The organism is Aquimarina agarilytica ZC1 (assembly GCF_000255455.1).
In the GTDB taxonomy this organism is placed as follows: Bacteria; Bacteroidota; Bacteroidia; order Flavobacteriales; family Flavobacteriaceae; genus Aquimarina; species Aquimarina agarilytica.
The window spans coordinates 168374-192528 of record NZ_JH621246.1 but is presented as its reverse complement, the minus strand read 5'-3'; the positions used below and the strand labels follow the sequence as shown (position 1 = coordinate 192528).

16 protein-coding genes are annotated in these 24155 nt (G+C 33.9%); 5 read left to right on the top strand and 11 right to left on the bottom strand.

All coding sequences use genetic code 11. The features are described from left to right. Positions 1-122: 122 nt before the first annotated feature. Together KQA_RS0200810 and KQA_RS0200805 are read right to left on the bottom strand one after the other, a co-directional pair. Positions 123-380 carry a hypothetical protein gene (locus tag KQA_RS0200810; RefSeq protein WP_010177264.1) on the bottom strand — a complete coding sequence of 86 codons (258 nt, stop codon included), beginning with the start codon at positions 378-380 and terminating at the stop codon, positions 123-125. Positions 381-392: 12 nt separating this feature from the next. Next, a complete protein-coding gene (locus tag KQA_RS0200805; protein WP_010177263.1) occupies positions 393-2171 on the bottom strand; it encodes a chloride channel protein in 1779 nt (592 codons plus the stop codon). Between the two features lie 225 nt (positions 2172-2396). Between KQA_RS0200805 and KQA_RS0200800 the strand changes: the two genes are divergently transcribed. The 3 genes from KQA_RS0200800 to KQA_RS0200790 all read left to right on the top strand — a co-directional run bounded on the left by KQA_RS0200800 (position 2397) and on the right by KQA_RS0200790 (position 7112). After that, on the top strand, positions 2397-2978 hold the full coding sequence (locus tag KQA_RS0200800; RefSeq protein WP_029209394.1) for a GNAT family N-acetyltransferase: 582 nt from the start codon (positions 2397-2399) through the stop codon (positions 2976-2978). A 302-nt stretch (positions 2979-3280) separates the two neighbouring features. Then, the gene (locus KQA_RS0200795) at positions 3281-5647 is read left to right on the top strand and encodes a hypothetical protein (RefSeq protein ID WP_010177261.1); all 2367 of its coding nucleotides are present in this window, start codon (positions 3281-3283) and stop codon (positions 5645-5647) included. A 556-nt stretch (positions 5648-6203) separates the two neighbouring features. Further along, complete coding sequence (locus tag KQA_RS0200790) at positions 6204-7112, top strand: M57 family metalloprotease (RefSeq protein WP_010177260.1); 909 nt, start codon at positions 6204-6206, stop codon at positions 7110-7112. Between the two features lie 115 nt (positions 7113-7227). Here the strand turns inward: KQA_RS0200790 and KQA_RS0200785 are convergent, their stop codons facing one another. The 3 genes from KQA_RS0200785 to KQA_RS0200775 form a co-directional block, all read right to left on the bottom strand. Continuing rightward, positions 7228-7824, bottom strand: coding sequence for a hypothetical protein (locus tag KQA_RS0200785; protein WP_010177259.1), 597 nt, complete (start codon positions 7822-7824; stop codon positions 7228-7230). A 6-nt stretch (positions 7825-7830) separates the two neighbouring features. After that, positions 7831-9591, bottom strand: a complete 1761-nt coding sequence (gene aspS, locus KQA_RS0200780; RefSeq protein WP_010177258.1) for an aspartate--tRNA ligase — start codon at positions 9589-9591, stop codon at positions 7831-7833. Between the two features lie 238 nt (positions 9592-9829). Continuing rightward, a complete protein-coding gene (locus KQA_RS0200775) occupies positions 9830-10720 on the bottom strand; it encodes an RICIN domain-containing protein (RefSeq protein ID WP_010177257.1) in 891 nt (296 codons plus the stop codon). Positions 10721-10877: 157 nt separating this feature from the next. On the opposite strand from KQA_RS0200775, the gene KQA_RS20875 reads away from it, so the two are divergent. Next, positions 10878-11009, top strand: coding sequence for a hypothetical protein (locus KQA_RS20875; protein WP_262482114.1), 132 nt, complete (start codon positions 10878-10880; stop codon positions 11007-11009). 113 nt (positions 11010-11122) lie between these two features. Here the strand turns inward: KQA_RS20875 and KQA_RS0200765 are convergent, their stop codons facing one another. The 5 genes from KQA_RS0200765 to KQA_RS0200745 all read right to left on the bottom strand — a co-directional run bounded on the left by KQA_RS0200765 (position 11123) and on the right by KQA_RS0200745 (position 20787). Then, positions 11123-13843, bottom strand: a complete 2721-nt coding sequence (locus KQA_RS0200765) for an ExeM/NucH family extracellular endonuclease (protein ID WP_010177256.1) — start codon at positions 13841-13843, stop codon at positions 11123-11125. A gap of 294 nt (positions 13844-14137) precedes the next feature. Beyond that, positions 14138-17644, bottom strand: coding sequence for an efflux RND transporter permease subunit (locus KQA_RS0200760; RefSeq protein WP_029209393.1), 3507 nt, complete (start codon positions 17642-17644; stop codon positions 14138-14140). 5 nt (positions 17645-17649) lie between these two features. Beyond that, positions 17650-18807, bottom strand: coding sequence for an efflux RND transporter periplasmic adaptor subunit (locus tag KQA_RS0200755; protein WP_010177254.1), 1158 nt, complete (start codon positions 18805-18807; stop codon positions 17650-17652). 13 nt (positions 18808-18820) lie between these two features. Next, positions 18821-20167 carry a TolC family protein gene (locus KQA_RS0200750; RefSeq protein ID WP_010177253.1) on the bottom strand — a complete coding sequence of 449 codons (1347 nt, stop codon included), beginning with the start codon at positions 20165-20167 and terminating at the stop codon, positions 18821-18823. Then, complete coding sequence (locus KQA_RS0200745) at positions 20164-20787, bottom strand: TetR/AcrR family transcriptional regulator (protein ID WP_010177252.1); 624 nt, start codon at positions 20785-20787, stop codon at positions 20164-20166. The genes KQA_RS0200750 and KQA_RS0200745 overlap by 4 nt, the downstream gene beginning before the upstream one ends. 248 nt (positions 20788-21035) lie before the next feature. Here KQA_RS0200745 and KQA_RS0200740 point away from each other — a divergent pair, with 248 nt between their 5' ends. After that, positions 21036-22013 carry a polyprenyl synthetase family protein gene (locus tag KQA_RS0200740; protein ID WP_010177251.1) on the top strand — a complete coding sequence of 326 codons (978 nt, stop codon included), beginning with the start codon at positions 21036-21038 and terminating at the stop codon, positions 22011-22013. Between the two features lie 328 nt (positions 22014-22341). On the opposite strand, the gene KQA_RS0200735 is transcribed toward KQA_RS0200740, so the two are convergent. Then, positions 22342-23838 (bottom strand): T9SS type A sorting domain-containing protein, encoded by a 1497-nt coding sequence (locus KQA_RS0200735; protein ID WP_010177250.1) that lies wholly within the window; start codon positions 23836-23838, stop codon positions 22342-22344. Between the last annotated feature and the right edge of the window lie 317 nt (positions 23839-24155).

Here is a 24155-nt window from a genome sequence, read left to right as displayed (position 1 = left end):
TGATGTTTTGTCCCCGAAATGATACTTGAGCTACATACACTTTTTGATTTAAGAATACCATCGCTACTGGCTTTGGGACTGTTAAAAGTAATAATCGCGCCGCCACGTCCATCATCGCAAAATTAATCGATAGTCTTGTTTCCTTTAATTACATCTTCTAATTCTTCATTTTGTTCTGTAGGCGAAAAAATAGATTTACTCTTATCACTTTTACTAAATCGATAAATAATAAATGCTGGCATAACAATAAAAGCCAGGCCTAGCGCACTAAATCCAATAACTTTATTACCTAATACTTCATTACCCGTATTAAGTAAATAAGAACCTGTAATTAATCCAATAATTTCAGCTGTAACTAATATGCGAACTATGTATTTCATTATTTTAAACTATTACCTTGTAAAACTAATCAACTTTCGGCGATAAGCGGTTAATAATTTGGATTTTGAGATAAAACCGTAATACATACCCTCTTTAATTACGGGTAAATTCCAGGCGCCAGTATCTTGAAATTTTTTCATTACAGATTTCATGTTGTCGGTTTCGTATGTGATAATTTCGGGCACTTGTTTCATAAGCATTTGAACCGTGGTATTATCGTAGTAACTTTGATCAAACATAATATTTCGGATATCGTCCAATAGTACCATTCCTAATAATTTAGTTTCATTATCCACAACGGGGAAAATATTTCGGGTTGATTTTGCCACGGCATTGTGTACCAAATCCCCTAAGGTTTCGTCGGGTTTAATGCATATAAAGTTAGTTTCAATAATAGGATCTAATTTCATTAACAACAATACCATTTCATCTTTATTATGAGTGATGAGTTGTCCTTTTTCGGCAAGTTCTTGTGTGTAAATAGAATGCTCAATAAAACGTTTGGTAATAATAAATGATATAGTTACGGTGACCATTAAGGGAACAAAAAGTTCATAACCCCCACTAATTTCTGCTATTAAGAAAATTGCGGTAAGTGGGGCATGCAGTACTCCTGCAATAAGACCAGCCATGCCTACTAGGGTAAAGTTGCTTTCGGAAACATGAAAGCCAATCCCTAAATGATTTATAAGTTTGGCAACTATAGTGCCTAAGGCGCTTCCCATAACCAAGGTGGGAATTATAATTCCGCCAGCGCCACCAGCTGCTAATGTTGAGGTCATGGCAATGGCTTTAAAAACGGTGATGCCAAAAAGTAAGGCGATAACCACCCAAACACTAGTAATATGATTGTCAAAAGGTGTTTTACCTAGGGCAGCTAGATGGTTATTGGTCAGTAAATTATTAATAAAACTAAAACCTTCACCATATAAAGGAGGGATAAAATACAGGAGTATTCCTATTGCGGTTACGCTAATCATAAATCGGTGAAATTTATTGCTTAGTTTATTGAATAACTTAAAAATACCAAAGTACATTTTTGTAAAGTATACCGAAGCAAAGGCGGTACCTATGCCTAATAAAATGTAAAAAGGGAGGTCTACGATTTTAAAAGTTTCGGAAACGTTGAAACGAAATAATACTTGATCACCTAAAAATAAATAGGAGGTTAGTACTCCCGAAAGTGACGCCAGTAAAAGTGGGAGTAATGAAGTCAAAGTAAGGTCTAAGCTTAATACTTCTACAGCAAAAATAATTCCGGCAATGGGCGAGTTAAAAACGGCTGCAATAGCCGCGGCAGCGGTACATCCAAAAAGTAGGGTGCGTGTTTTACTGTCAATATGGAATAGGGTGCTTAAATTGGAACTTATGGTAGCACCCGATAAAATGGCGGGACCTAATAAACCAACAGAACCACCAAAACCTACGGTAATTGGTGCTATAATTAGAGGGTACCAAATTTTCACTCGTTTAATAATACCATTTCTTCGCGAAAGCGCATGTAAAATTGTTGGTACAGAATGCCTAGGGAATCTATTGAATACGTATTTGTTTAATGCAAATACAATGAGTAGTCCAGCAATAGGTAAAATAAAATAAACTGATTGCCCTAAAAATAAATCATCACGTTCAACAAATGAATGTATAAAGTGCGTAAAATTTTTAAGAAACACCGATACCAAGCCCGCTAAAAAACCAACAAGAATACTTAAAATAAAGATTAAATTTTTATCTGATATATGACGATACCTCCATTTTAAGAATCTGGTGATGTACTTTTTTTTCGCCATAAATTAGTTTATTCTTGTAAAGAATAGCGCAAATTTAAAGTAATTGTAGCTGGTTTCACCGAAAGGCCTTAGTTTTTTGTTGTATTTTCATACAAACAGGTGTTAGAATGTTATTTTTTTAAAGAAAAGCTGTATAATTGAAGCTTTTTTTGAGGCGTGTTTGATTTTTTAGTGAAAAAGAGTCAAAACAACATTTTAAAAATTAATAAAGCAAGATTTGCCCCAATGATCAAAGCGACATATTCAGATAAAAAACATATAGTAGCTATTCTACATTCTGCTTTTGAGCCTATTCATGACCCTAATTCAATCAATTTTATTGTTAAACAAGATGCTAAGCGTAGTGAACGCATTAGAGTGCTCATGGAATATTTATTTGATGATTGTATGGCTTTTGGCGAAGTGTTATTATCGGATAATAAAAATGCGTGTATTTTATTGAAGTATCCGCACAAACAAAAATTGACACTAAATTATATATTATGGCAGGTAAAGTTAGCATTTAAATGTATTGGTTTAGGTGGGGTATATAAGGTGTTAAAAAGGCAAGCTACATTAAAAAAGCATCATATTAAGGATCCCTATATTCATCCTGTAATTATGGGGGCCAAAAATGAAGTACGTGGTTTTGGAATAGGAGTGCGCTTAATTAAGCAATTGATTGATTATTATTCGGATAATGAATTGCCTGTGATTATTGAAACCACTACCGATGAAAATTTAAAAATGTACAAGCGTTTTGGTTTTGAGGTGTTTAAAGAAATTAAAACCAAAGATTTTCCTTTGTATTTTTTGAGAATGAATTAAGTTGAGGCGATAGGTACTATTCGTTGTTTAATTATACGATTTTATGCGAAATTCTTATCAGTAAATCGTATTAGTTAATGTTGCCATTTCTCAATGGCGCATTAATAAATTTAGTCTTTTTTGTAAAATACTTTAATGTTGTCGGTAAAAAATATTTAAATTATTTAGTTATTATAAAATAATTAAGAAAATAAATAATTATAAGTTGTTTTATTCCTTTTAAATTAGCTCCTTCGTTATTTTAGTTGTTTCCTTGTTTTATTAGGGAACTATTGTAATTATATAAATTTTTTTAAAAAATTATGAAAGCAAACAAGTTGAGAAAGAGAAGTATTTTTATTGGCTACTCAATAGCATTGGTTGGAGTCAATTTATTTACTTTTTGTTCAGGTAAAAAAGAAGCCCCTAAGCAAGAAATAGCCAAGGTTTGGGAATCAAATTCAGAAGTTATGCTTTATGATTTTGAATCCGCAGCTACAGGAAATGGCATTGAAAAAGTAAAATCCGAATATACTATAGTACCCAATGGAGCTAGTAAAGCAATGGAGCTTAGTTTTTATAAGGATGAAAAAATTTCGGGCATAAAAATAAAACCCAATGATTCACTAACATTAGATCCAAATAAAAAATATAGTTTGGTTTTTGATGCGAAAAGTTTAGGAGGTAAATCGACTTTTATTGCTGTTCGAATGGCTAATGAAAAGGGGAATACGATTAGAAAAATAGTAAATATTCATCCCGATGCCTTAAAATCGTATTACCTTGAATTTACAGTACAAGAGCAAGATGTGGCTAGTGGACTTCGAGATACTCCTAAAGCTTGGAAAACTGATGCCATACAAATGAAAGTTAGTGGACTGTTGTATAAAACTAGTTATACTAAGGTAGCTTCAATAGAAATTTATAAAGAACAAGGATTACATGATAAAAAGATACTTTTAGATAATATTCGCATTATGGAAAGCCCTGATCGTGATCCAAATTTTTTAAAAGGAATTGTGGATAAATATGGTCAAAATGCAAAAATGGACTTTCCTATTAAAGTATCTTCAGATGAGGAGCTAAAGCGTATTGCGGATGAAGAGTTGAAGTCTTTGGCAGAATACACCTTAATGCCAGACCGAAGTCAATATGGAGGATGGAAAAATGGGCCAAAATTAAAAGCTACAGGTTTTTTCCGTAAAGAAAAAGTAAATGGAAAATGGGCGTTAGTCGATCCAGAAGGAAACCTATTTTTTTCCATAGGATTGGCAAATGTGCGTATGGCAAACTCTACTACATTTACAGGAATTGATTATACCGATGATAGTATTAAACACCGAGATCCAGAGGATGTAACACCCGAGGATTCTAAGGGGATTGTAGCTATACCTAATGCTATTCGAAAAACTGGGTTTGTTTCTAATAAATTACGTAATGATATGTTTATTGGTTTGCCATCCTATGATGATCCTTTAGCTAATCATTATAGCTATAGGAGAGAGTCTCATTTTGGACCAGTGAAGCATGGGGAAACATTTAGTTTTTATCGCGCTAATTTGGAACGAAGATACGGAGAGCAGTATCCGAATTCTTTTAATGATAAATGGTTGGAGGTAACTGAGAATAGAATGCGTAATTGGGGGTTCACTTCTTTTGGAAATTGGATAGATCCAGCATTTTATGATAGAAATAATTTGCCTTATTTTGCTAATGGTTGGATTATAGGAGATTTCCAAAAAGTATATTCTGGTGTAGATTATTGGGGACCAATGCCAGACCCTTTTGATCCGGAATTTGAACGAAGAGCAAAAAAGTCTATTGATGTAGTATCTAAAGAAGTTAAAAACAACCCATGGTGTATTGGAGTGTTTGTTGATAATGAAAGAAGCTGGGGGTCGCCAAGTTCACACCGAACACATTATGGTTTAGTGTTGGATGGTTTATCAAAAGATAAAAATAGCTACCTAAAGCAGGAGTTTATGAAAATATTGCGTAAAAAACATAAAACTATTGCTAGTTTAAATACGGCTTGGGAAACAAATATCGAATCATGGGAAGCTTTAGAAAAAGGAGTTGATTATAAAAAAGGAAAAGTTTTTGGAGAAAAAATGATTGCTGATTTTTCAGTATTGTTAGAAGCTTTTGCTACAAAGTATTTCCAAGTGGTACATGATGCCTTAGAAAAGAAAATGCCCAATCATATGTATTTAGGTTGTCGTTTTGCTGTTTGGGGTGTAACGCCCGAAGTACGTAAGTCTGCCGCTAAATTTGTTGATGTATTTAGTTACAATTATTATAAGGAAGGTATTGGGAAAAAATATTGGGAGTTTTTGGAAGAAGTGGATATGCCAACCTTAATTGGTGAATACCATATGGGAGCACCCGATTCTGGATTGTTGCATTCTGGTTTAATACATGCAAAGGATCAAAATGATAGAGCACTAATGTGGGAAGACTATGCAAATTCTGTGATTGATAATCCTTACTTAGTAGGTTGTCATTGGTTTCAATACCTGGATTCACCTTTAACAGGTAGGGCGCATGATGGTGAAAATTACAATGTAGGATTTGTATCCACTACAGATATTCCTTATCCACCTATGATTAAAAAAGCCAAAGAAATTAATTCGGGACTATACACTCGTAGGTTTGGTAAAGAATTAGAAACAAAAGCGAAACAAGAATAAAGTTTGGTTTAAAAAAATGTGACAATTTCACACAAATATTACAATAAGTAAGAACAATAAGGTAGCAAATTTAATTTGTTGCCTTATTTTTTTATGTAAGAAGTTATCCTAAGTATAAAAAGTTAGGGAGGTTATGTAATAAGGTTAATTTCATAGTTAAAGTATTTTGAATAGTCATTCATTTTTTTTACTTCTACGGACTGTAAAGCTTAATTTAGAGTGCAATATTAATAAAACGGGTCAGTCTGAATTAGTTGTTTGCTTTTTATGCAGTTATCAAAAAACTCCTGTAGGATTTATTTAAATCCTACAGGAGTTTTTTTTGAGATTTAAAATAGTACAAATGATATCTTAATAAAAATAGCACACAATTTTTTAGACTAGGGTAAATCTAATTTAACATGTTTTATAGACACTAACGAGGTGTTTCTTTATTGCTTGTTTTTAACAAAGCGTATTGTATTCTAGTTTTTATTCATATGGTTTGATTTTGCTATAACTAGGATTTTTTATGTTTTGAAAAGGGGGAATAAGGAAATAGCTAAAAAAAATAATTATGAAAAATTTAAAGTTAATCACAACGAGTGTATTAATTAGTGCTGTTTTATTATCATGTCAAAAAGAAGCAGTAGAAAATGCAGCAGGAAATTCGTCAGAGGAGTCTGAAATAACAGCGAGTAATGGAATTGATGCAGTTACAGCAAAAAAAATGTGGGCTATTGGGGTTAATCCCAATACGGTAGAAAGTTATGACCAAAAAAATCCAGATGGAAGCATCACTAAAGCATGGATTGATGGCGATCTGATTATACCGGAAGATCATCTTTCCGAAATTGAAAATCCGCCAACAGATGAAATTGAAGCAAAGGCTTATAGGTTTCGAGGAATACTTTCGACTCCTAAAAAAGGAGTGCGCAATCTGGAATTAGTTGCAGAAAATTTTAGCAACAAACAATTTAATATTTTAAAGCAGGCAATTAACAGTATTAATAGCTTGAATTTAAAAATAAAATTTAAAGCAAGGAAACTAAAGTCAAAAAAAATAAGACTTAATGGGAGAGACTTTTTTGAACCAGAAGCCGTGAATGGTCGAAATCAATTGTTAGTTAAAGCAGTTAGAGGACTTGAGTTTTTAGGAACAGCTTATCGTCCAAAAAATGGAAATCCTCAGAAAAGAATTCAAATTAGAAAAAATATTGGGAATAATACATTTAGAGGTACTTTACTGCATGAAATAATGCATTCAGTAGGAATTGTACATTCTGATTTTAGAACAGGTTCTAGTTGTCCAAAAGGCAATAGGGCTAGAAGAGATCAAAATGCGATAGATGGTTTTCCTTGGCACATACCAGGGACTTCAAAAGACGGTAATTTTAAAAATTCTATAATGACTACATGTTATAGAGGAAAGTATAACCTTACAGGAGAAGATAAAAAAGCCTTAAGAAGTTTATATAAGCGTTAAAAAATAGTAATATTGAAAACAAAGAGCCTTATGCACTTTAATTAGTTTATAAGGCTCTTTTTAATATGTGATTTAGAAGTATGTTATGAATAATATAAGTGTTAACCGAATTGCGTTAAGGACAAAAATCAGTGTCGTTATAAAAATCGAGAATTTCAATGATTTGGTGTTCCTTTAAATTATCGGCTTTAATTTCGTTTTGAATAAATTCACAATCCGAAAAATACTTAAGCATAAAGCGTTTCCAATTTTTAAGAACACCACAGTCAACACAAGTTGGGTATAATTGGCCTTCTTTTTTTAAATACTCAATTATTTTAATATCCACATTAGTTAAGTCGGCGATATTCACAAAATCCGAATTTGAATCAGTATCAATTGGTTTCAAAATACGTTTTTCTCTCTGGTAATAGGAAATGCCTCCAATTTTTTCTTTTAATTCAATTAAAATGGGTTTAGCCCCTTTTTTTAATTGAACATATTCAAAAGAATTACAGTGGTTAAAACTGCAAATTTTAACTTTTTCAACACTTAAATAATCCCAAGTTTCAGCGGGCGCTTCTTTAGACAAACTAAATTTGATCTTATTCTTTTTAATTTCTACAAATCCCTCAATAGAATCTCCATCAATAAAATAAAGGATATCACTATTAAATTGAGCACACCCAATTGAGGAAGTAAGAAAAAGAAAGACTAAGATTAGTTTTTCCATAGTAGCTTATGCTTTCTCTTGAATATTCAAAGCAATACTCAATTCATTTAATTGTTCTTTATCCAAAGCAGCAGGGGCATCAATCATAACATCTCGGCCACTGTTATTTTTAGGGAAGGCAATAAAATCACGAATCGTTTCTTGTCCACCTAGTATAGCAACTAACCTATCTAGTCCAAAGGCTAAGCCACCATGTGGAGGTGCACCGTATTGGAAAGCATCCATTAAAAAGCCAAATTGCGCTTCGGCTTCTTCTGGCGTAAAGCCTAAATGTTTAAACATAATAGCTTGTGTTTCCTTATCGTGTATACGAATGGAACCACCTCCAATTTCATTACCATTCAATACTAAATCATAAGCATTGGCTTTTACAGCTCCAGGATCAGTGTCCAATAACTCTAGTTGACCAGGTTTAGGAGAGGTAAACGGGTGATGCATGGCATGGTAGTGACCTGTTTCTTCATCCAATTCCAATAATGGGAAGTCAATAACCCATAATGGAGCAAATTCATTAGTTTTACGTAAGCCTAAACGTTCTGCTAATTCCATACGTAAAGCGCTAAGTTGTGCACGTACTTTATTAGTGTTGCCAGAAAGTACACAAATTAAATCACCAGCTTTGGCACCAGTAGCTTCAGCCCATTTGGCTAAATCATCTTGATCATAAAATTTATCAACTGATGATTTGAATGTGCTATCTTCGTTACATTTTACATACACCATTCCCAAAGCACCAACTTGTGGGCGCTTTACCCAATCAATTAATTTGTCAATTTCTTTACGTGTATAACTGGCACCTCCAGGGACAGCAATACCAACGACTAATTCGGCGCTATTAAATACCTTGAAATCCTTATGTTGTGCTACCGTATTTAATTCGCCAAATTCCATTCCAAAACGAATATCTGGTTTGTCATTACCATAAGTTTTCATGGCATGATCAAAGGTCATACGTGGAAAGTTTTCAATATCAAAATTGTGTAATTTTTTTAATAGGTGTTTTGTTAGACCTTCAAATATGTTTAAAATGTCTTCTTGCTCAACAAAAGCCATTTCACAGTCAATTTGAGTAAATTCGGGCTGGCGATCGGCACGTAAATCCTCGTCACGGAAACATTTTACAATTTGAAAATATTTATCCATTCCACCTACCATAAGCAATTGCTTAAAAGTTTGTGGTGATTGTGGTAGGGCGTAAAACTCCCCTTCATTCATACGCGAAGGCACTACAAAATCACGCGCTCCTTCGGGAGTTGATTTTATTAAATAAGGTGTTTCTACCTCAATAAATTCTTGTTCTGCTAAATAATTACGAACCTCATTAGCTACTTTACTCCTAAAAATTAAGCTATTCTTAACTGGGTTACGACGAATATCTAGGTAGCGATATTTCATTCGGATATCCTCGCCACCATCTGTGTCATCTTCAATAGTAAATGGAGGTAATTTTGAAGCATTTAATAATTGCAAGTCAGTAACCAATACCTCTATGTCACCAGTGGGTAAGTTAGGGTTTTTGGATTCACGCTCAATAACTGTTCCTGTAACTTGAATTACAAATTCGCGCCCTAGGGTTTTTGCCAATTCAATAACTGCTGCTGGAGTACGTTCGGTGTCAAAAATTAATTGTGTAATCCCATAACGATCTCTTAAATCGACCCAAATCATGAAACCTTTATCTCTAGTTTTTTGAACCCAACCAGAAAGAGTGACTGTTTTATTAATATCGGCGGAAGTTAAATTTCCGCAAGTGTGACTTCTGTACATAAAAGAATAAATTATGCAGCAAATTTAACTAAATTAAGTACAACAGTTTTATTGAAATGCATACTCTTTTCTATTCTTAAAATATTTACTACAGGTAATCTTGTACAAACTTAGGAGCATAAAAAAATCCAAGATTTTAATAAATCTTGGATTTAATTATCAATACTACATTTTTTATTTTCTTTCTCACAGGGATAAAACCCTTAGTAATTGAGTTAAGGGTTTTACAATTTAATTGTTATCGAGCTACAGCAAAAGTAAATGCTTTTCTAACTGCTCCTTGTGTATTAAGTGCTATTGTATGGAATTCAACTGGTAAGTAGCTTACATCAATAGTCAATTCATTTCTTCCTCTTCTTAAGTTGATTGGGAAATTTCTAATATTTTGGAATCCTCTTTGTCTAATTTGAATAAATGCATTAGCATCATTAACAGGACTATCAACCACAACATTTAAAACGTTGTTAGCAGGATTTGGTGAAAAACTTAGATTTAAAACTACTGCATCTAACTCAGCAGGAGCAGATGATTCTGTGATACTAACATTCCATTGTTGGTTTCTGTTAAATCTAGAAGCATTTGCTTGTACAAGATCATTACCGCTAGCCGATAATACTCTGTTTGTAAGTACATTTCTAAAGCTTACGCCTCTACCTACTCTGCTAACTCTCCATTGTTGACCACGGTCAATAGCATTTATTGATTGTTGTGTTGGTGTTGCATTAGCATTGGCAACATCCACAGCTCTTCCAGAACGAATATTTATAATTTGTACAATATTGTTTCCAAGGTTTACAAAGCGCCATTTTTGAAAATCCAAAATTCTTTGAGGTCTTGTTGGAGCCGTTCTTACTTGAAAACCTTGCCCTTCTCCAATAACTGGATTGTTTGCGTATACAAGACTACTAAAAATAAATCTTGAATTAAATGCAGTAGAAGCCAATTGATCATTCCCTACATTTCTTATGGTGTATTGTCTGTCTGGATTAAAGTTGTTTACAGCGGCAATATTTTCGTCAATTGCAACTTCATTTGTTGATGCGAATGCGTTAAAGCTCATTAGTGAGCCTACAAAAAGACTTGCCAATAATTTTACATTACGGCTGGTTAAAATGTTTAATGTTTTCATTTTTATGATTTTAAAAGTTAGTAATCTATTTGTGTGAGTTTCAGTTAAAAAAATGTAAATAATTAAAATGAAGGTCGCTTTAATTTCTAATAACTTACTAAAAACTCTTTTTTCTTACAGAATAATTAATGTAAGGAAAAAACATTAGGCTTTAAATATGAGAAAAAATCTAAGTTTAGGTGCAGAAATTAGTAGTAATTGGTTGAAGTGTTTTGAGTTAGGTAATTACAAAAAAGGAGGTGTGTTGTGGATTGGTTTTTTGAAAGAAAAAGTAACTGTTGCCATTTAAAAATTTAGAACAAGAATACTATAATTAGTTACTGTAATTTTAAACGATAAATGATGCAATATGTAAAACCTCGTTAAACTAAAAGTCTAACGAGGTTTTAAAAAAAATGTATTTTATTGCTTTGTAATTAATTGGTAGTGCGATTGTGTAGTGTTTGTAATTAAAAGCAAGTAAACACCCGATGCTAACTCAGATACGTTAAGCTGGTTAGTTGTAGTATTTTTAAAGTCAACACTTTGTGATAGTAGTTTTTTTCCAGCAAGGTTGTACATATGAATTTCAGTTGGTCCACTAAAAGTATTAGAAACTATATTTAATTCGCTACTCATTGGATTAGGGAATAATCTAACATTGGCTATGTTACTAGCAGTGTTTTTTGGAGTTGATAACGTATTGTCACTTAAATCAAGACCAAAAATTACAGGATCATGATCAGACGAACGGAAAGGGGAGTCGCTGTAAAATGAGGTGAGTTGATCTTCAGATTTAAAGCGTGTGGTGTAATCAAATGATACAGGTTCATCGGCATTGATATTCCAGATATCAGCTCCTGTAATATTGGGTAATAAAGCATCATTGGCCATGGCGTAATCGAGCGTACCAAATTGAGATCCAAATTGATACCCGTGTCTTTCATTTCCAAAAGTAGTACTCACTAAGTTGGTGTAGCCAGCATTTTCAAGGGCAACAATAGGGTCTTCTTTTGCATAAGCATTTAAATCTCCAATAATTACAAAATTATCGCTTCCGCTAGAAGTTGGATCAGTGGCAAGCCAATCGGCTATGGCTTGTGCTGCCGCTTTGCGCGTTAAATTACAATTTCCTTGTCCATCACCTGTATTCGGATCACCTTCGGCATCACAATTAGATCCCTTTGATTTTAAATGATTTACCGATATGGTAACTAAACCATCGGTGGCCAACTCTTTAAAAGTTTGTGCTAATGAAGGCCTGTTTTTTCTATCGTTAAATTTTGGATTTATACTCGCATCTAAAATAGCCGCAGCTCCTTGTAAGCTAACTGTGGTGTTTTTGTAGATGAAACCTGTAGTAATTTCATCGGTACCAATTTGGGCAACACCAGGATTCACAATGCTATAGTCATTAGATCCTATTTTGTCATTTAAGCCATTGACTAAATCTTGTATAGCACTTTCGTTTCCATAACCGTCATTTTCAATTTCAATTAAACCAACAATATCGGCATCAATTGCAGCAATAGCACTAATAATTTTATCACGCTGTCTTTTAAAATTAGCAGGCGTATCCGCGCCTCGCGATGATGGGAATCCACCGCCTAAGCCATCACCATTAAAATAGTTTAATACATTAAAGCTAGCTACTTTTAAAGAGCCTCCCACATCGGAAGGTTTTGATGTACGCGGATTGGTAGCCGAATTGAAATTAGGGATTTCGGTAACATATACACGGTAAGCAGCGGTGGAATTTCCTCCAAGTTCAAAACCAGCATCATTATAAGTTAAAATTCCTTTAACATCCGAGGTTTTGTATCCAGCTCTAATTTCATTGTCAAATGTAAGCTGTGGGGCTGGGAAAATAACGGGACTTAAATTATTACTTCGGTTAGCATCATCAATAATAATTTGATTGAGTTGATTTGCTTCTAATTGTTTTGTCGCTTCGATACCCGGAAAAGCAATTTGAGTAGGCTGTAATAAAAATGATCCGCTTGATAAGGTTAATTCATTTCCTCTTCCTAAAAGAAAGGTATTAGTTACAAATAAGTCTTGAGTAAAGCTAACATACATACCCTCATAACGTTCTAGAAAAGTGGGGCTTGCGACAGGTAATTTTACAGTGGTAATAGTAGGTAGGGCATCCGATTTACCTAAAATTTCGATTGATGAAATTTCATTTAATTGCGTTTGCTCAAAAAATTCACTGACTTTTCCAATAACTTTTACTTTGTCTCCAACAGAGACCTTTACATCGCTGTTTCTAGAAAAAATAAAAATTCCTTCAGAAGTGTTTTCATTCGTATCGGCATCTGTATCTTCCTCTTGTACATAAAAACCATTCACGGTATTTTCTTGAAAATCACCAACCACAATCCCTTCAATAGTGACCACTTTATTTTCCATAGGGCTGCTACTTCCATTGCCCTGAATATTGTGAATTGCAGTTATAGGGATAGTTCCTATTGGAGTTGAGGGATCTGTGGGGGTGCCTGTATTGCTTTTTCCGGGTGTTCCATCGGATAATGCAAAATTTAAAAAAGTAGTGCTAAAATTTCCGTTAGGTGCATCTGGATTCCTAAAAGCTCCAGATGGCAAAAAGTTTCCAGATGGGCCAAGTACAGTATTTGAATAGGCAACATCGTTTGCTCCATTATCTTTTAGAGTAATACTATCCAAAATACTATTCCATGGAGTAATATCAAGCACTCCATCATTGTCATTGTCAAGGTCGTCATTAATAAGACCTGTAAAATCACTGACTAATAAAAAGCTAGTAGTACTGTTTTCAAAGCTATTATTATCAATAGTCATATCGCCAGTTACTCCATATTCACTTGCAGCAGCAGGACTCATAGCTACCCAAAAACCGTCTTCGGGTATGCTTTGACCATTAAGGCTAATTACTTGGTCAATAGTTCCTGCACTATTGCCACTGTCACTTTCAATACTTAAAATACTAAATGATGATAAGTCAGTACCAGGAATTCCTTGTAGTTCTATAAATTCCCAATCCAGACCAGAGGTGTTAATTTGTAGTTCGTTAATAAATACCGAGTTTGAAGTATCCTGAGCTTGAATGAACCCAGAGTAGAGTAATAAGCTAATAAATGACAGGCTAATTTTTTTTGTAATCATGAATCGAGTTGGTTAACAATTAAGATATACAATTTAAGTAACTAGTTTTGTGGTTTTAATAAGTTAATATTAGGAATGTGTTACTAAATCCATGTTTTTGAATGTCATATAAATTGAATTAATTTAATAACGAGAGAAGTGTTAAGTTGTTTTGTTACTGTGCTTTATGTTTTTGTAACCGTAGTTATGTGTTAAAACCGAGGTTAATGAATTGTTTTATTAGTGTATAATAAAAGTAAAACCCCACTATTAAATTAGTTTAACAGTGGAGTGTTGCTTTTAGTTTAAATAGGATTACAGGTTTGTATTCGCTGCAATTAGGTTTTCGTCAATTACAGTTTTTTTACCAAACCAACTTTTTAATTTCAGTTTAAAGCGATGTACCAAATAAAATAATACAGGAACAATAACTAAAGTTAAAAAAGTAGCTACAATTAGCCCGTAGATTACTGTTTTGGCTAAAGGTCCCCAAAAGATAACATTGTCTCCTCCAAAATAAATTTTAGGATCACCAGTGGCAAAAAGAGAAAAGAAATCAATATTAAATCCGGTAGCCAATGGAATCAAACCAAGTACGGTAGTAATGGCGGTTAAAATTACGGGGCGCAAACGAGCGCGTCCGCCTTCAATAATAGCTTCTTTTACATCATTTTTAGGTAAAAGTGTACCGATTTCTAAATTTTTTGCCACTGTTTTTCGGTCTATGAGTAATTGGGTATAATCCAAGAGTACTACTCCATTGTTTACCACAATTCCTGCCAAGGAAATAATTCCCATCATGGTCATCATAATAACAAAAGGAGCTCCGGTAATTACTAAACCTCCGAATACACCAATAAAACTTAAAAAGATAGCAATCATTATAATCGTAGGTTTTGAAATAGAGCTAAATTGGAAAATCAGAATAAAAAAGATTAAACCTAATCCAGCAAAAAAGGCACCCATTAAAAAGCTTTGTTGTTTGTTTTGCTCTTCAATTTGACCAGTGAAATCAAAAGTAACTCCTTTAACTTTAGGGAAATCTCTCATTTCATCCTCTATTTGACTTACAATAGCGCCAGCATCGGTAAATCCAGGTTTTAAGCTAGAGTATACGGTAACTACACGTCTGGCGTTTTTGTGTTTAATGGCGCTATAGGAAGAGGCATTTTTTTGAGTAGCAAAAGCAGCAACTGGAATTTCTTTTAAGCGTCCGGTAGCGGGATCTCTAAATGTGATATTCTGATTAAACAATGCACTAGTACTATAGCGATTATCTTTATTGAAACGGACGTTGATGTCGTAATTTTCGCCATCTAATTTGTAGACTCCTGCTTTTTCTCCAAAAATAGACCTTCGCAATTGAGTACCAATTAATCCATTACTTACACCTAATTCCCCAGCTTTTTTACGATCGACAATAACTTGCATGGCAGGTTTGTCTTTATTTACATCAATTTTTAATTCTTCAATACCAGCTATGTTTTTGGTATTAATAAACTGACGCATTTTTTCGGCAGTTTGTATTAATTGATTGTAATCATTACCTGCAATTTCAATGTTAATAGGTGGTCCAGCAGGCGGGCCTACAGCTTCTTTTTCTACAGAAATAGAAACTCCAGGATAAATACCTTTTAAAGCAGTTTGGATTTTAGCCCGTAGTAGTTCAGAATCTTTTCCATTTCGGAATTTGTATTCGCGCATGGATGCTGTTATTTTTCCTTTATGAGGCATTTCGGCAGAGGAACCTCCATCGGTTTGTGGGTTTCCGGCTCCTTGTCCAACTTGAGAAACTACAGACTCCACCAATACATTTTCACCATCAAGTAAGTACTCGGAACTATTGATAATTTTAGAAACTCGTTTTTCAATACTCCGCGTAATTTGATTGGTTTTTTCAATATCGGTTCCTTGAGGGTACTCGATATACACAAAAATTTGATTAGGGGTATTGTCTGGAAAAAATTCAATTTTTGTCCGTTTGGTTGCAATCGAATTTCCAAAAGCACCAAAGGCAAAAAATAACAACCCAAAAGTACCTACAGTAAATACAATAGGCCACCATTTGCTTAGCGCGAAGGAGACGAATTTTTTATATGAATTTTCGAGCCAAACCAATACTACATTTTGAAACCCATTGGCTAGTTTTTTAATAATGTATTTGTACAGCCAAAACATAATGGCAGTAAAAATAAGTAAGCTACCTAAGCCACCAATAGGGCCGCCAATAATGAGCATAAGGCTCCCCAGAGAAACTAAAATTAGCGTTAAAATGATGAGGTTTTTTAATTTTATTTCGCGCTCCCCAGTTTCCATAAAGGCAGATACCAACATGGAATTGATAAAAATGGCAACAAATAAGGAAGAGCCTAATACTACGGAAAGTGTAACAGGGAAATAAATCATAAATTGTCCCATAACTCCTGGCCACATCCCCAAAGGAACAAAGGCAGCTACCGTGGTTAAGGTAGAGATTATAATAGGGAAAGCAATTTCACCAATTCCTTTTTTAGCTGCTTGAATACGTGTCATCCCCTCTTCTTCCATTAAACGGAATACATTTTCAACTACAACAATTCCGTTATCGACTAACATACCAAGTCCCATTATTAATCCAAAAAGGATCATGGTATTCATGGTATAGCCTAACATGTTTAAAATCATGAATGACATAAACATGGACATGGGAATGGCAAAGCCCACAAATAAGGCATTTCGGAAACCTAAAAAGAACATTAATACACCAACAACTAGGATAATTCCGAAAATAATATTGTTTACCAAGTCATCTACTTGATTGATTGTTTTTGATGATTGATCGTTTGTAATACTAACTTTTAAGTTAGATGGAAATACGTTTTCTTTGGCATCGGCAACAATTTTTTGCACTTTTTCAGCGGCTTCGACCATGTTTTTACCCGAACGTTTTTTGATATCGAGCATCACCACACTTTTTCCATATTCTCTGGCATAAGTAGTGGCATCTTCTTCTCTGAAATCAACAGTAGCAATGTTTTTTAAATACACAGAACCATTTTGTGTTTTTACTACAAAATTTTCTAATTCTTTCGGGTCTTGAATTTCACCTAAAATACGCATGGTTCGTTGTTGGCCACTGCTTATAATATTACCAGCCGATATGGTTACATTTCCATTTCTAATAGCATTTAATACATCGTCGAAACTCACCTTGGCCGCCATCATTTTATAAATATCTACAGCAATTTCCACCTCTTTTTCTTGTGCACCTCGAATATCTACCTGTTTAATTTCTGGCAGGTCTTCAATATGATCCTCTAAATATTCACCGTATTCTTTTAATTTTTCAACAGGATAATCTCCTAAAATATTAATGTTAAGAATAGGAGTTTCCTCGGAAATACTTAAGTTGAAAACGGTAGGTTTCACCTTAGCACCATTAAAGGTAGGCCAATCTTCCTTTGAGGTTTCTTGATCAACTTCGTCTTTTACTTTTTGTTTGGCTTGTTCAATGGTAACACCTTCATCGAATTCAATTTCAACAATACCGTAATCCTGTTGCGATGTGGATTTCATTTTTACCACATTACTCACGTTTTTTAAACGATCTTCGAGCGGGTCAGTAATCAATTTTTCAATATCCTCAGCAGTATTTCCAGGATATACCGAACTAACAAAAATTTTAGTGTCGATAATTTCAGGAAAATTTTCTCTCGGCATACCAAAATAAGCCGAAAGTCCCAATACTAGGAATAAGAACATGATCACATAAATAACAGTCTTGTTATCTATGGCCCATGATGAGAGTATAAACTCCTTGTGGACGTTTTTCTTTTTATTCATAGTTTTTAGTTTAAAACCTCGATAGGTTGTTGATTTTTCACACTTCGTGCACCTTCACTAACTAATATGTCTCCAGCTTTTATACCGTGCATTACTTCAACTAAACTCCCTTGTGTAAGACCTGTAATGATTGTTTTTTGCGTTGCAATGGTTTCGTTTTTGTTGTTTTTGTTTACAGCAAAAACATATTGATCGCCAGCAGCATTTTCCGAAATTAAACTTTGCGGAATCAATAAGGCTTTTGGGTTGGTGTAATCGTTGATTTTTAATTTAGCCGTTAAATTGGGTTTAATATTCTTCTCCTTATTTGGTACGGCTACTTCTACTTTATAAGTTCGGTTGGCAGGATTTATAAAGCTTCCCGCTTGACGGACTTTAGCGTTAAGCGTTTTTCCAATAACAGGAATATCCACAGATACACTAGTGCCTTTTTTTATCGTGCTTACATAACGTTCAGGGACTTCGGCCTCAACGTACATTTGGCTTAGATTTACAATTCTAAAAACTTGGGTTTGTCCTGGAGCAACTACAGCACCTTTTTCGGTAATTACATCGTCAATACGTCCGTTAAAAGGAGCTCTTATACTTGTTTTTGCAATGGTGCTTTTCATTTGATCTACAGCTTTTTCCTGGGCTTCATAAGCAGTTTTTGCTTGTAAATACTGAATTTCGCTACCAATTTTTTGATTCCATAAGCGCTCTTGTCTTTCAAAAGTGGTTTTGGCCAATTGTGTTTGGATTTCCATTTGAGATAATTGCTGCGATAAACCTCCATCATCAATACGAGCTAGAACTTGCCCGCGGTTTACATATTGACCTTCTTTAACAAAAACTTGCGATAGAATTCCTGCATATTCAGGGGTGAGTACTAAATTTTGTTTGGTTTGCAAACTTCCTTGTAATTCAATGTAATGATTAAACAAGGTGTCCTTGATTGTAAATGTAGTTACTAAAGGAACTTTTTTGTTTGGATCAAGCTTTTCAATAGCAGTATTTAATTGCTTTATTTGAGCAATTATGTTTTGCTGTTGTGTAGCTAACTCTTTCTTTTTTGCTCGAATACTTTTAATGTCATTTGAGGCAATAGTATCGGCAACGGTGGTTTCTTTTTTTCCACAAGCTATTACGAGTAGGAAAAGGAATGGATATACTAAATTTTTCATAATTCGTTGTTTGCTATAAGTTGAATACATTTAAAATGGATTGTAATGTGGCGTTGTCCTTAATTACTTTTAATTGGGCTTGGAGGTATTGTTGTTGTGCGCTATACAATTGCGTTTGGGCTTGCCTTAGTTCAAAGCTAGAGGCTAAGCCCTCGTTAAATTTGATTTGATTTTTCTTTTCAATACGTTCGGCTAAAGCTAAGTTTTGCTTTAGTGTATTTAAATTATCAATGGCAAATTCATAATTGCTTTTTGCTTGTTTGTAGCCCAATTGAATACGTTCGGTGTTTTCGGTATGCGAAATTTGTGCTTGTTGGTAAGCCAGTTTAGCTTTTTTTGTGCTCGCCGAATTTTTGAACGAAGTAAAAATAGGAACTTTAACACTTGCCCCAAGTACCGAGGATGCAAACCAACGTTGATCGCTATCTAAAAAATTAAAGCCTTGCCTAAATGCAGTAGTACCGAGGTTTACAAAAGCGCCTACCGATGGTAATCTCTTAGCTTTTTGGAGTTTAAATTCCAATCTGCGTTGTTCTACAAGTAATTCAGATAATTTAAAGTTGTTGTTACCAATGATATTGAATGGTTTAAAAGCAGTATCCGATGTCGCTTTTATGGTGGCAATACTTTCTAAATTGTCTGTTAAAAGCAATTCGCTTTCAATGGGGATGCCCAAGGCGAGTTTAAGCATTTTTACAGCAATATCTTCGGTACGTTGGGTGTTGTTTAATTGATTTTTTACCTGTAATAGCGTGATTTGGAGTTGCTCAACACTTTCTTCTTCTCCTAAACCATTTTCGTAAATTTTTTGAGTTTCGTTTAGGTTTGATTCCAGGTTGGAAATGTTTCGGTTTAATACGTTTATACTTTCTTGCGTAAGCAAAACGGCTCCATAGGCATTAGTAATTCCTTCAATTATTTTTAAATCCTGACTTTCCTTTTGTGTATTGGTATAGTCCACAAAAACGGAAGCGGCTTCGAGTCCAACGAGGTAGGACCCATCAAAAATTAATTGACTAAGTGTAGCGGTGAGTGAAGTTTGTTGTTCTACTCCAAAAATGACAGGAATAAAAGTACCTGCAGGTCCTCCTGTGATTTCAGCAGGAATTAAGCTAACCGGTTGTTTTAATTGATTAGTGTAGGTGGCTTCGCCATTAATTTGAGGTAACCCAATTGCGGTGGTTTCCCATTTTTGCTTTAAAGCTTTTGCGACTTCCTTGTTTGCATTAAGAGCAGTGTAACTGCTGTCCAGCGCAAATTGTATGGCTTCCTGTAAGGAAAAAGTATACTTTTTTTGCTGGGCATTCATTACTAAGGAAGCGATAAAGAGTAAGCAAAACAGTTTTGTTTTTTGTCTCATAAGTTTCGTTCTTTTTGAATGTTGGTTAATATGTTAATCCCTTTTTCTGTGGCAATTCCTCTAATATGATAATCTAAATAGGCATGATTAATTAAATTGGGGTTGTAGGTTTCATTGGGGAAAATTTCTTGATTGCATAAACCTGTAATATTTAAAAAATAAAGCCTAGCTACAATTTCAATGGGTAAATCACTTCGGTAACTTTTTCTTTCTATACCTCTTTTTAAATTGGTAATAATAGAATCATGTACGGCTTCAAATTTGCGTTGGTTTAACTCGTGAAAAATATCAGGATAATATTTACATAATTGATATTCTGGAGCCGAAACTTCGTTTTTTAAATTTTCGTGCACAAAATCATTAATCACGTACAGTTCCTCTATAGGATCAAGTTCCTGGGCTCTAATGTTGATGATTCCTTCTAAAATTAAATTGAATGTAAATTCAGAAGCCTTAGCAACTAAATCTGTTTTGGTACTAAAATGAGTGTAAATCGTTTTTTTTGAAATAGCCATTTCACTAGCCAAATCATCCATGGTAACGCTTTTAAAACCACGACTTAGAAATAGTTGAGCGGCTTTTTCAATAATTTGATGATGTAGTTTTGATTCTAAATTCATAGTACAAACATACAGTGGAAACTTAAAAAACAATAAAAGTTTCCTAAGTTTTAATAAAAATTTAACGTTACCAAAAGCTAGTGTTCATATAACATGCTTAAAGTGACAGTTATTAGGCTTTTGTATGGTCAAAAATCTAATTTTGACATTTTTAAAGCCAGATTTTAGGGATTGAATTTGAAGCATTGTAGTTTGTTGTTTGCATAGGACTAAACAAATAGCTTATTTTTGACGAAAACATATTTTTTGTGGATAAACTTTCTCTGTACCAACAACAATTTTTAGAATATTTAGCTCAAAATAATCGAGTAGTAGAACCCGTTAATTTGTATGAACCCATACATTATATTCTAAATTTAGGAGGTAAACGAATTCGGCCAATATTGACTTTAATGGGGGCGGATATTTTTGGGTCTACGCCCGAAGAAGCTTTGCCGGCAGCATTAGCGGTTGAGGTATTTCATAATTTTTCGTTAGTACATGATGATATTATGGATGCCGCTCCTTTGCGAAGAGGAAAAGCAACAGTACATACAAAATGGGATATAAATACCGGGATATTATCTGGTGATGCCATGTTGATTCAGGCTTATCAAAATTTTGAGGCCTATGCGCCTGAATTATTTTTGCAATTGGCTAAATTGTTTTCAAAGACCGCCTTGGAAGTGTGTGAGGGGCAGCAGTACGATGTGGATTTTGAGACCAGGTCAGATGTAACACAAGATGAGTATTTGCACATGATTACCTTTAAAACAGCAGTTTTAGTAGGGGCGGCATTTCAAATGGGAGCCATTGTAGCCGAAAGAGATCAAAAAGAGCAGGAAGCCATTTATGAATATGGAAAATTATTAGGAATTGCATTTCAGTTACAAGATGATTATTTAGATGCTTTTGGAAATCCTGAAACTTTTGGGAAGCAAGTGGGAGGTGATATTATTGAGAATAAAAAAACCTATCTGTATTTAAAAGCGATAGAGCTAGGTTCGACTTCGCAGAAAAAAGAATTATTATACTTGTTTTCAGATGCATTTGATGGGGGGGCTGTTGGTAAAATAGAAAATGCAAAGCAATTATTTATAGAAACTAATGCAGCCGAAGCTACTCAGAAATTAATAAAAGAATATACCGAGAAGGCTTTTGAAAAAGTGGATACATTAGCTATTTCTCAGGAAAATAAACAATTGCTTATTGATTTTGGTGTTTATTTAATGAATAGAAGAGTGTAGTTTTATCTAAGATTAGAGATTGCAAGACTGTTAGATATGAGATCTAAAATTTCATCGTTTGGTGGTTGTTTTTTTATTTTGCAGTTTTTTAGTGATTTTATTTCAATTGGAGGGACTTCTTCTTAGAGTAAACATATTAGGATTGTATATCCAAAAGGATTAAAGTAGGAAAGCACTTATCGCTGCTAATAATAATCTTTTAAGATCATAGTTGCCAAATGAAGTACTGAAGTACCCTTATTGTAAAACCACTAAAAGGTAATCGGCGATTGATTACCTTTTAGTGGTTTTACAATAAAAAAAAACAAATACTATTCTTATAGCACTTTTATATTTTAACGAATTTCTTTTTGAGAACTTTACTAACATTAGCGCTCTTTAAAGAAATAATATATGTTCCTGCTAAAAAACGAGTAAGGTCTATTGTAGTTTCAATAGCGCCATTCAATTTTTTATTAAAAATATGATTCCCTGCAATATCACAAATCGTTATTTCTGATATTTTCTTTGAAATTGATGTAATATTAACGGCTTCAACCACAGGGTTAGGGTAAATACTTATTTTAGATTCCAAGGAAGAAAAATCAGAAATATTTAAGGTGATTTCATCTAGTGCTTCTGTAGTGCTTTTAACTGCTTTTTTCATCGCATCCCATCCTTTGTCTGTCCAAGACCAAACTAGTGTACCATGCCATCCTTTATTTATTAATTCAGGCCCTAATTGATCTACAGTAACTCCAAAAGTATCTTGTGGATAATACTCAGCAATAATTGTTGGCTTATCTAAATTAGTGCTAGCGAAAGTATTATGAAATGGAGAACCTGATTCTTTTGCCCAGTCATAATAATGAATATTATAGAAATCCAAATAGCCATCGGATTTTCCTCCTTTTTCTGCTAATCTTGCATCAGTATAATTGTTATGATAGCCGAAAATTAAATTATCGACTCCAGATATAAACCCCAAAGCTCCATTGGTAATTTTTACTCCTGGTTGTGCATTTCTTATGGCAGAAGCCATTTTATTTACTGTTTTTTGAATATCAGTAATCGAAACTTTATCCGTAAAATCAGGCCAGTGACTAGCATATTCTGTAGTCATTCCTTCTGGTTCGTTAAATAATTCCCATGCATATAACCCTGGGTGATTACCAATAGCTTTTACTAAAGGCACCAACGAATTATCAAGGTAAGCTTGTAAATGTGCATCCGAAGTAAGGATTTTTTTATTTCGTGCTGAATTTACACGCCATCTACCTGGGCCACCTTTTAACATGTCAAAAGACCATAGACAAATTTGAACTTTGATCTTTTTTTCAACTGCTAAATCTAAAAGAGTTTTCAAATCAGTGAGGAAAAAATCTGGATTTTCAACAACAAATTCGTCATTTTTATCAAAAACAGGACTGGTAGCTCCATCGGTATGAAACCACCATCTAACTACATTTCCTCCACTATTAGCTACACTTTCAAATACATTTGAAAAATGAGCCCAATTTGGGTGGTATTCGGTAGTATAGGTGGGAGTTACTTCATAGCCTATGTCACTTGAAAATTTATCCCAAGCCATGTTTATACCATTCACAAATTCAAAATCTGGGAAAGTAGGTCTAGCTACTGCTTTTACATCTGTAGCACTTCTTTGTAATAGAAAACTTGGACTTGTCTTTAAAAAAGGCGACTTTTTTATACTTTCAATTATTTCTTGCTTGTAATTTATGGGGTTATGCCAAGTGTCTTCTTTTATTGGTTGCTTTTCGGTTTGACCTACGGTCGCTAATGATAACATAGCAAGCGATGTAAATAATAATGAGTTTAGTTTCATTTACTGTTTGGTTTTGTTTGGTTTTGTTTTTATTCAATAACTCGTTTTTTTGTAAAAATTGTATAAAACCTTAAAATTGTAGGTGTAATCACACTTGTAAAGTCTTTTAACAATCCTACTAATTTGGATATAAAGATTAATCAAAATCTCGTGAGTTGATGAAAAGTAAAATCATTTCTATCATTTTAAAAAAGGAAGTTTTTTTCATTTGTTTTCAAAGGTTGCTTTCCAAGAGGATCATATGAGTTAGAATAGTCTATATAATGTAAATTATTAGAGTCTATTCCTTATTATAGTTACTCCAATAGTGTTGATTT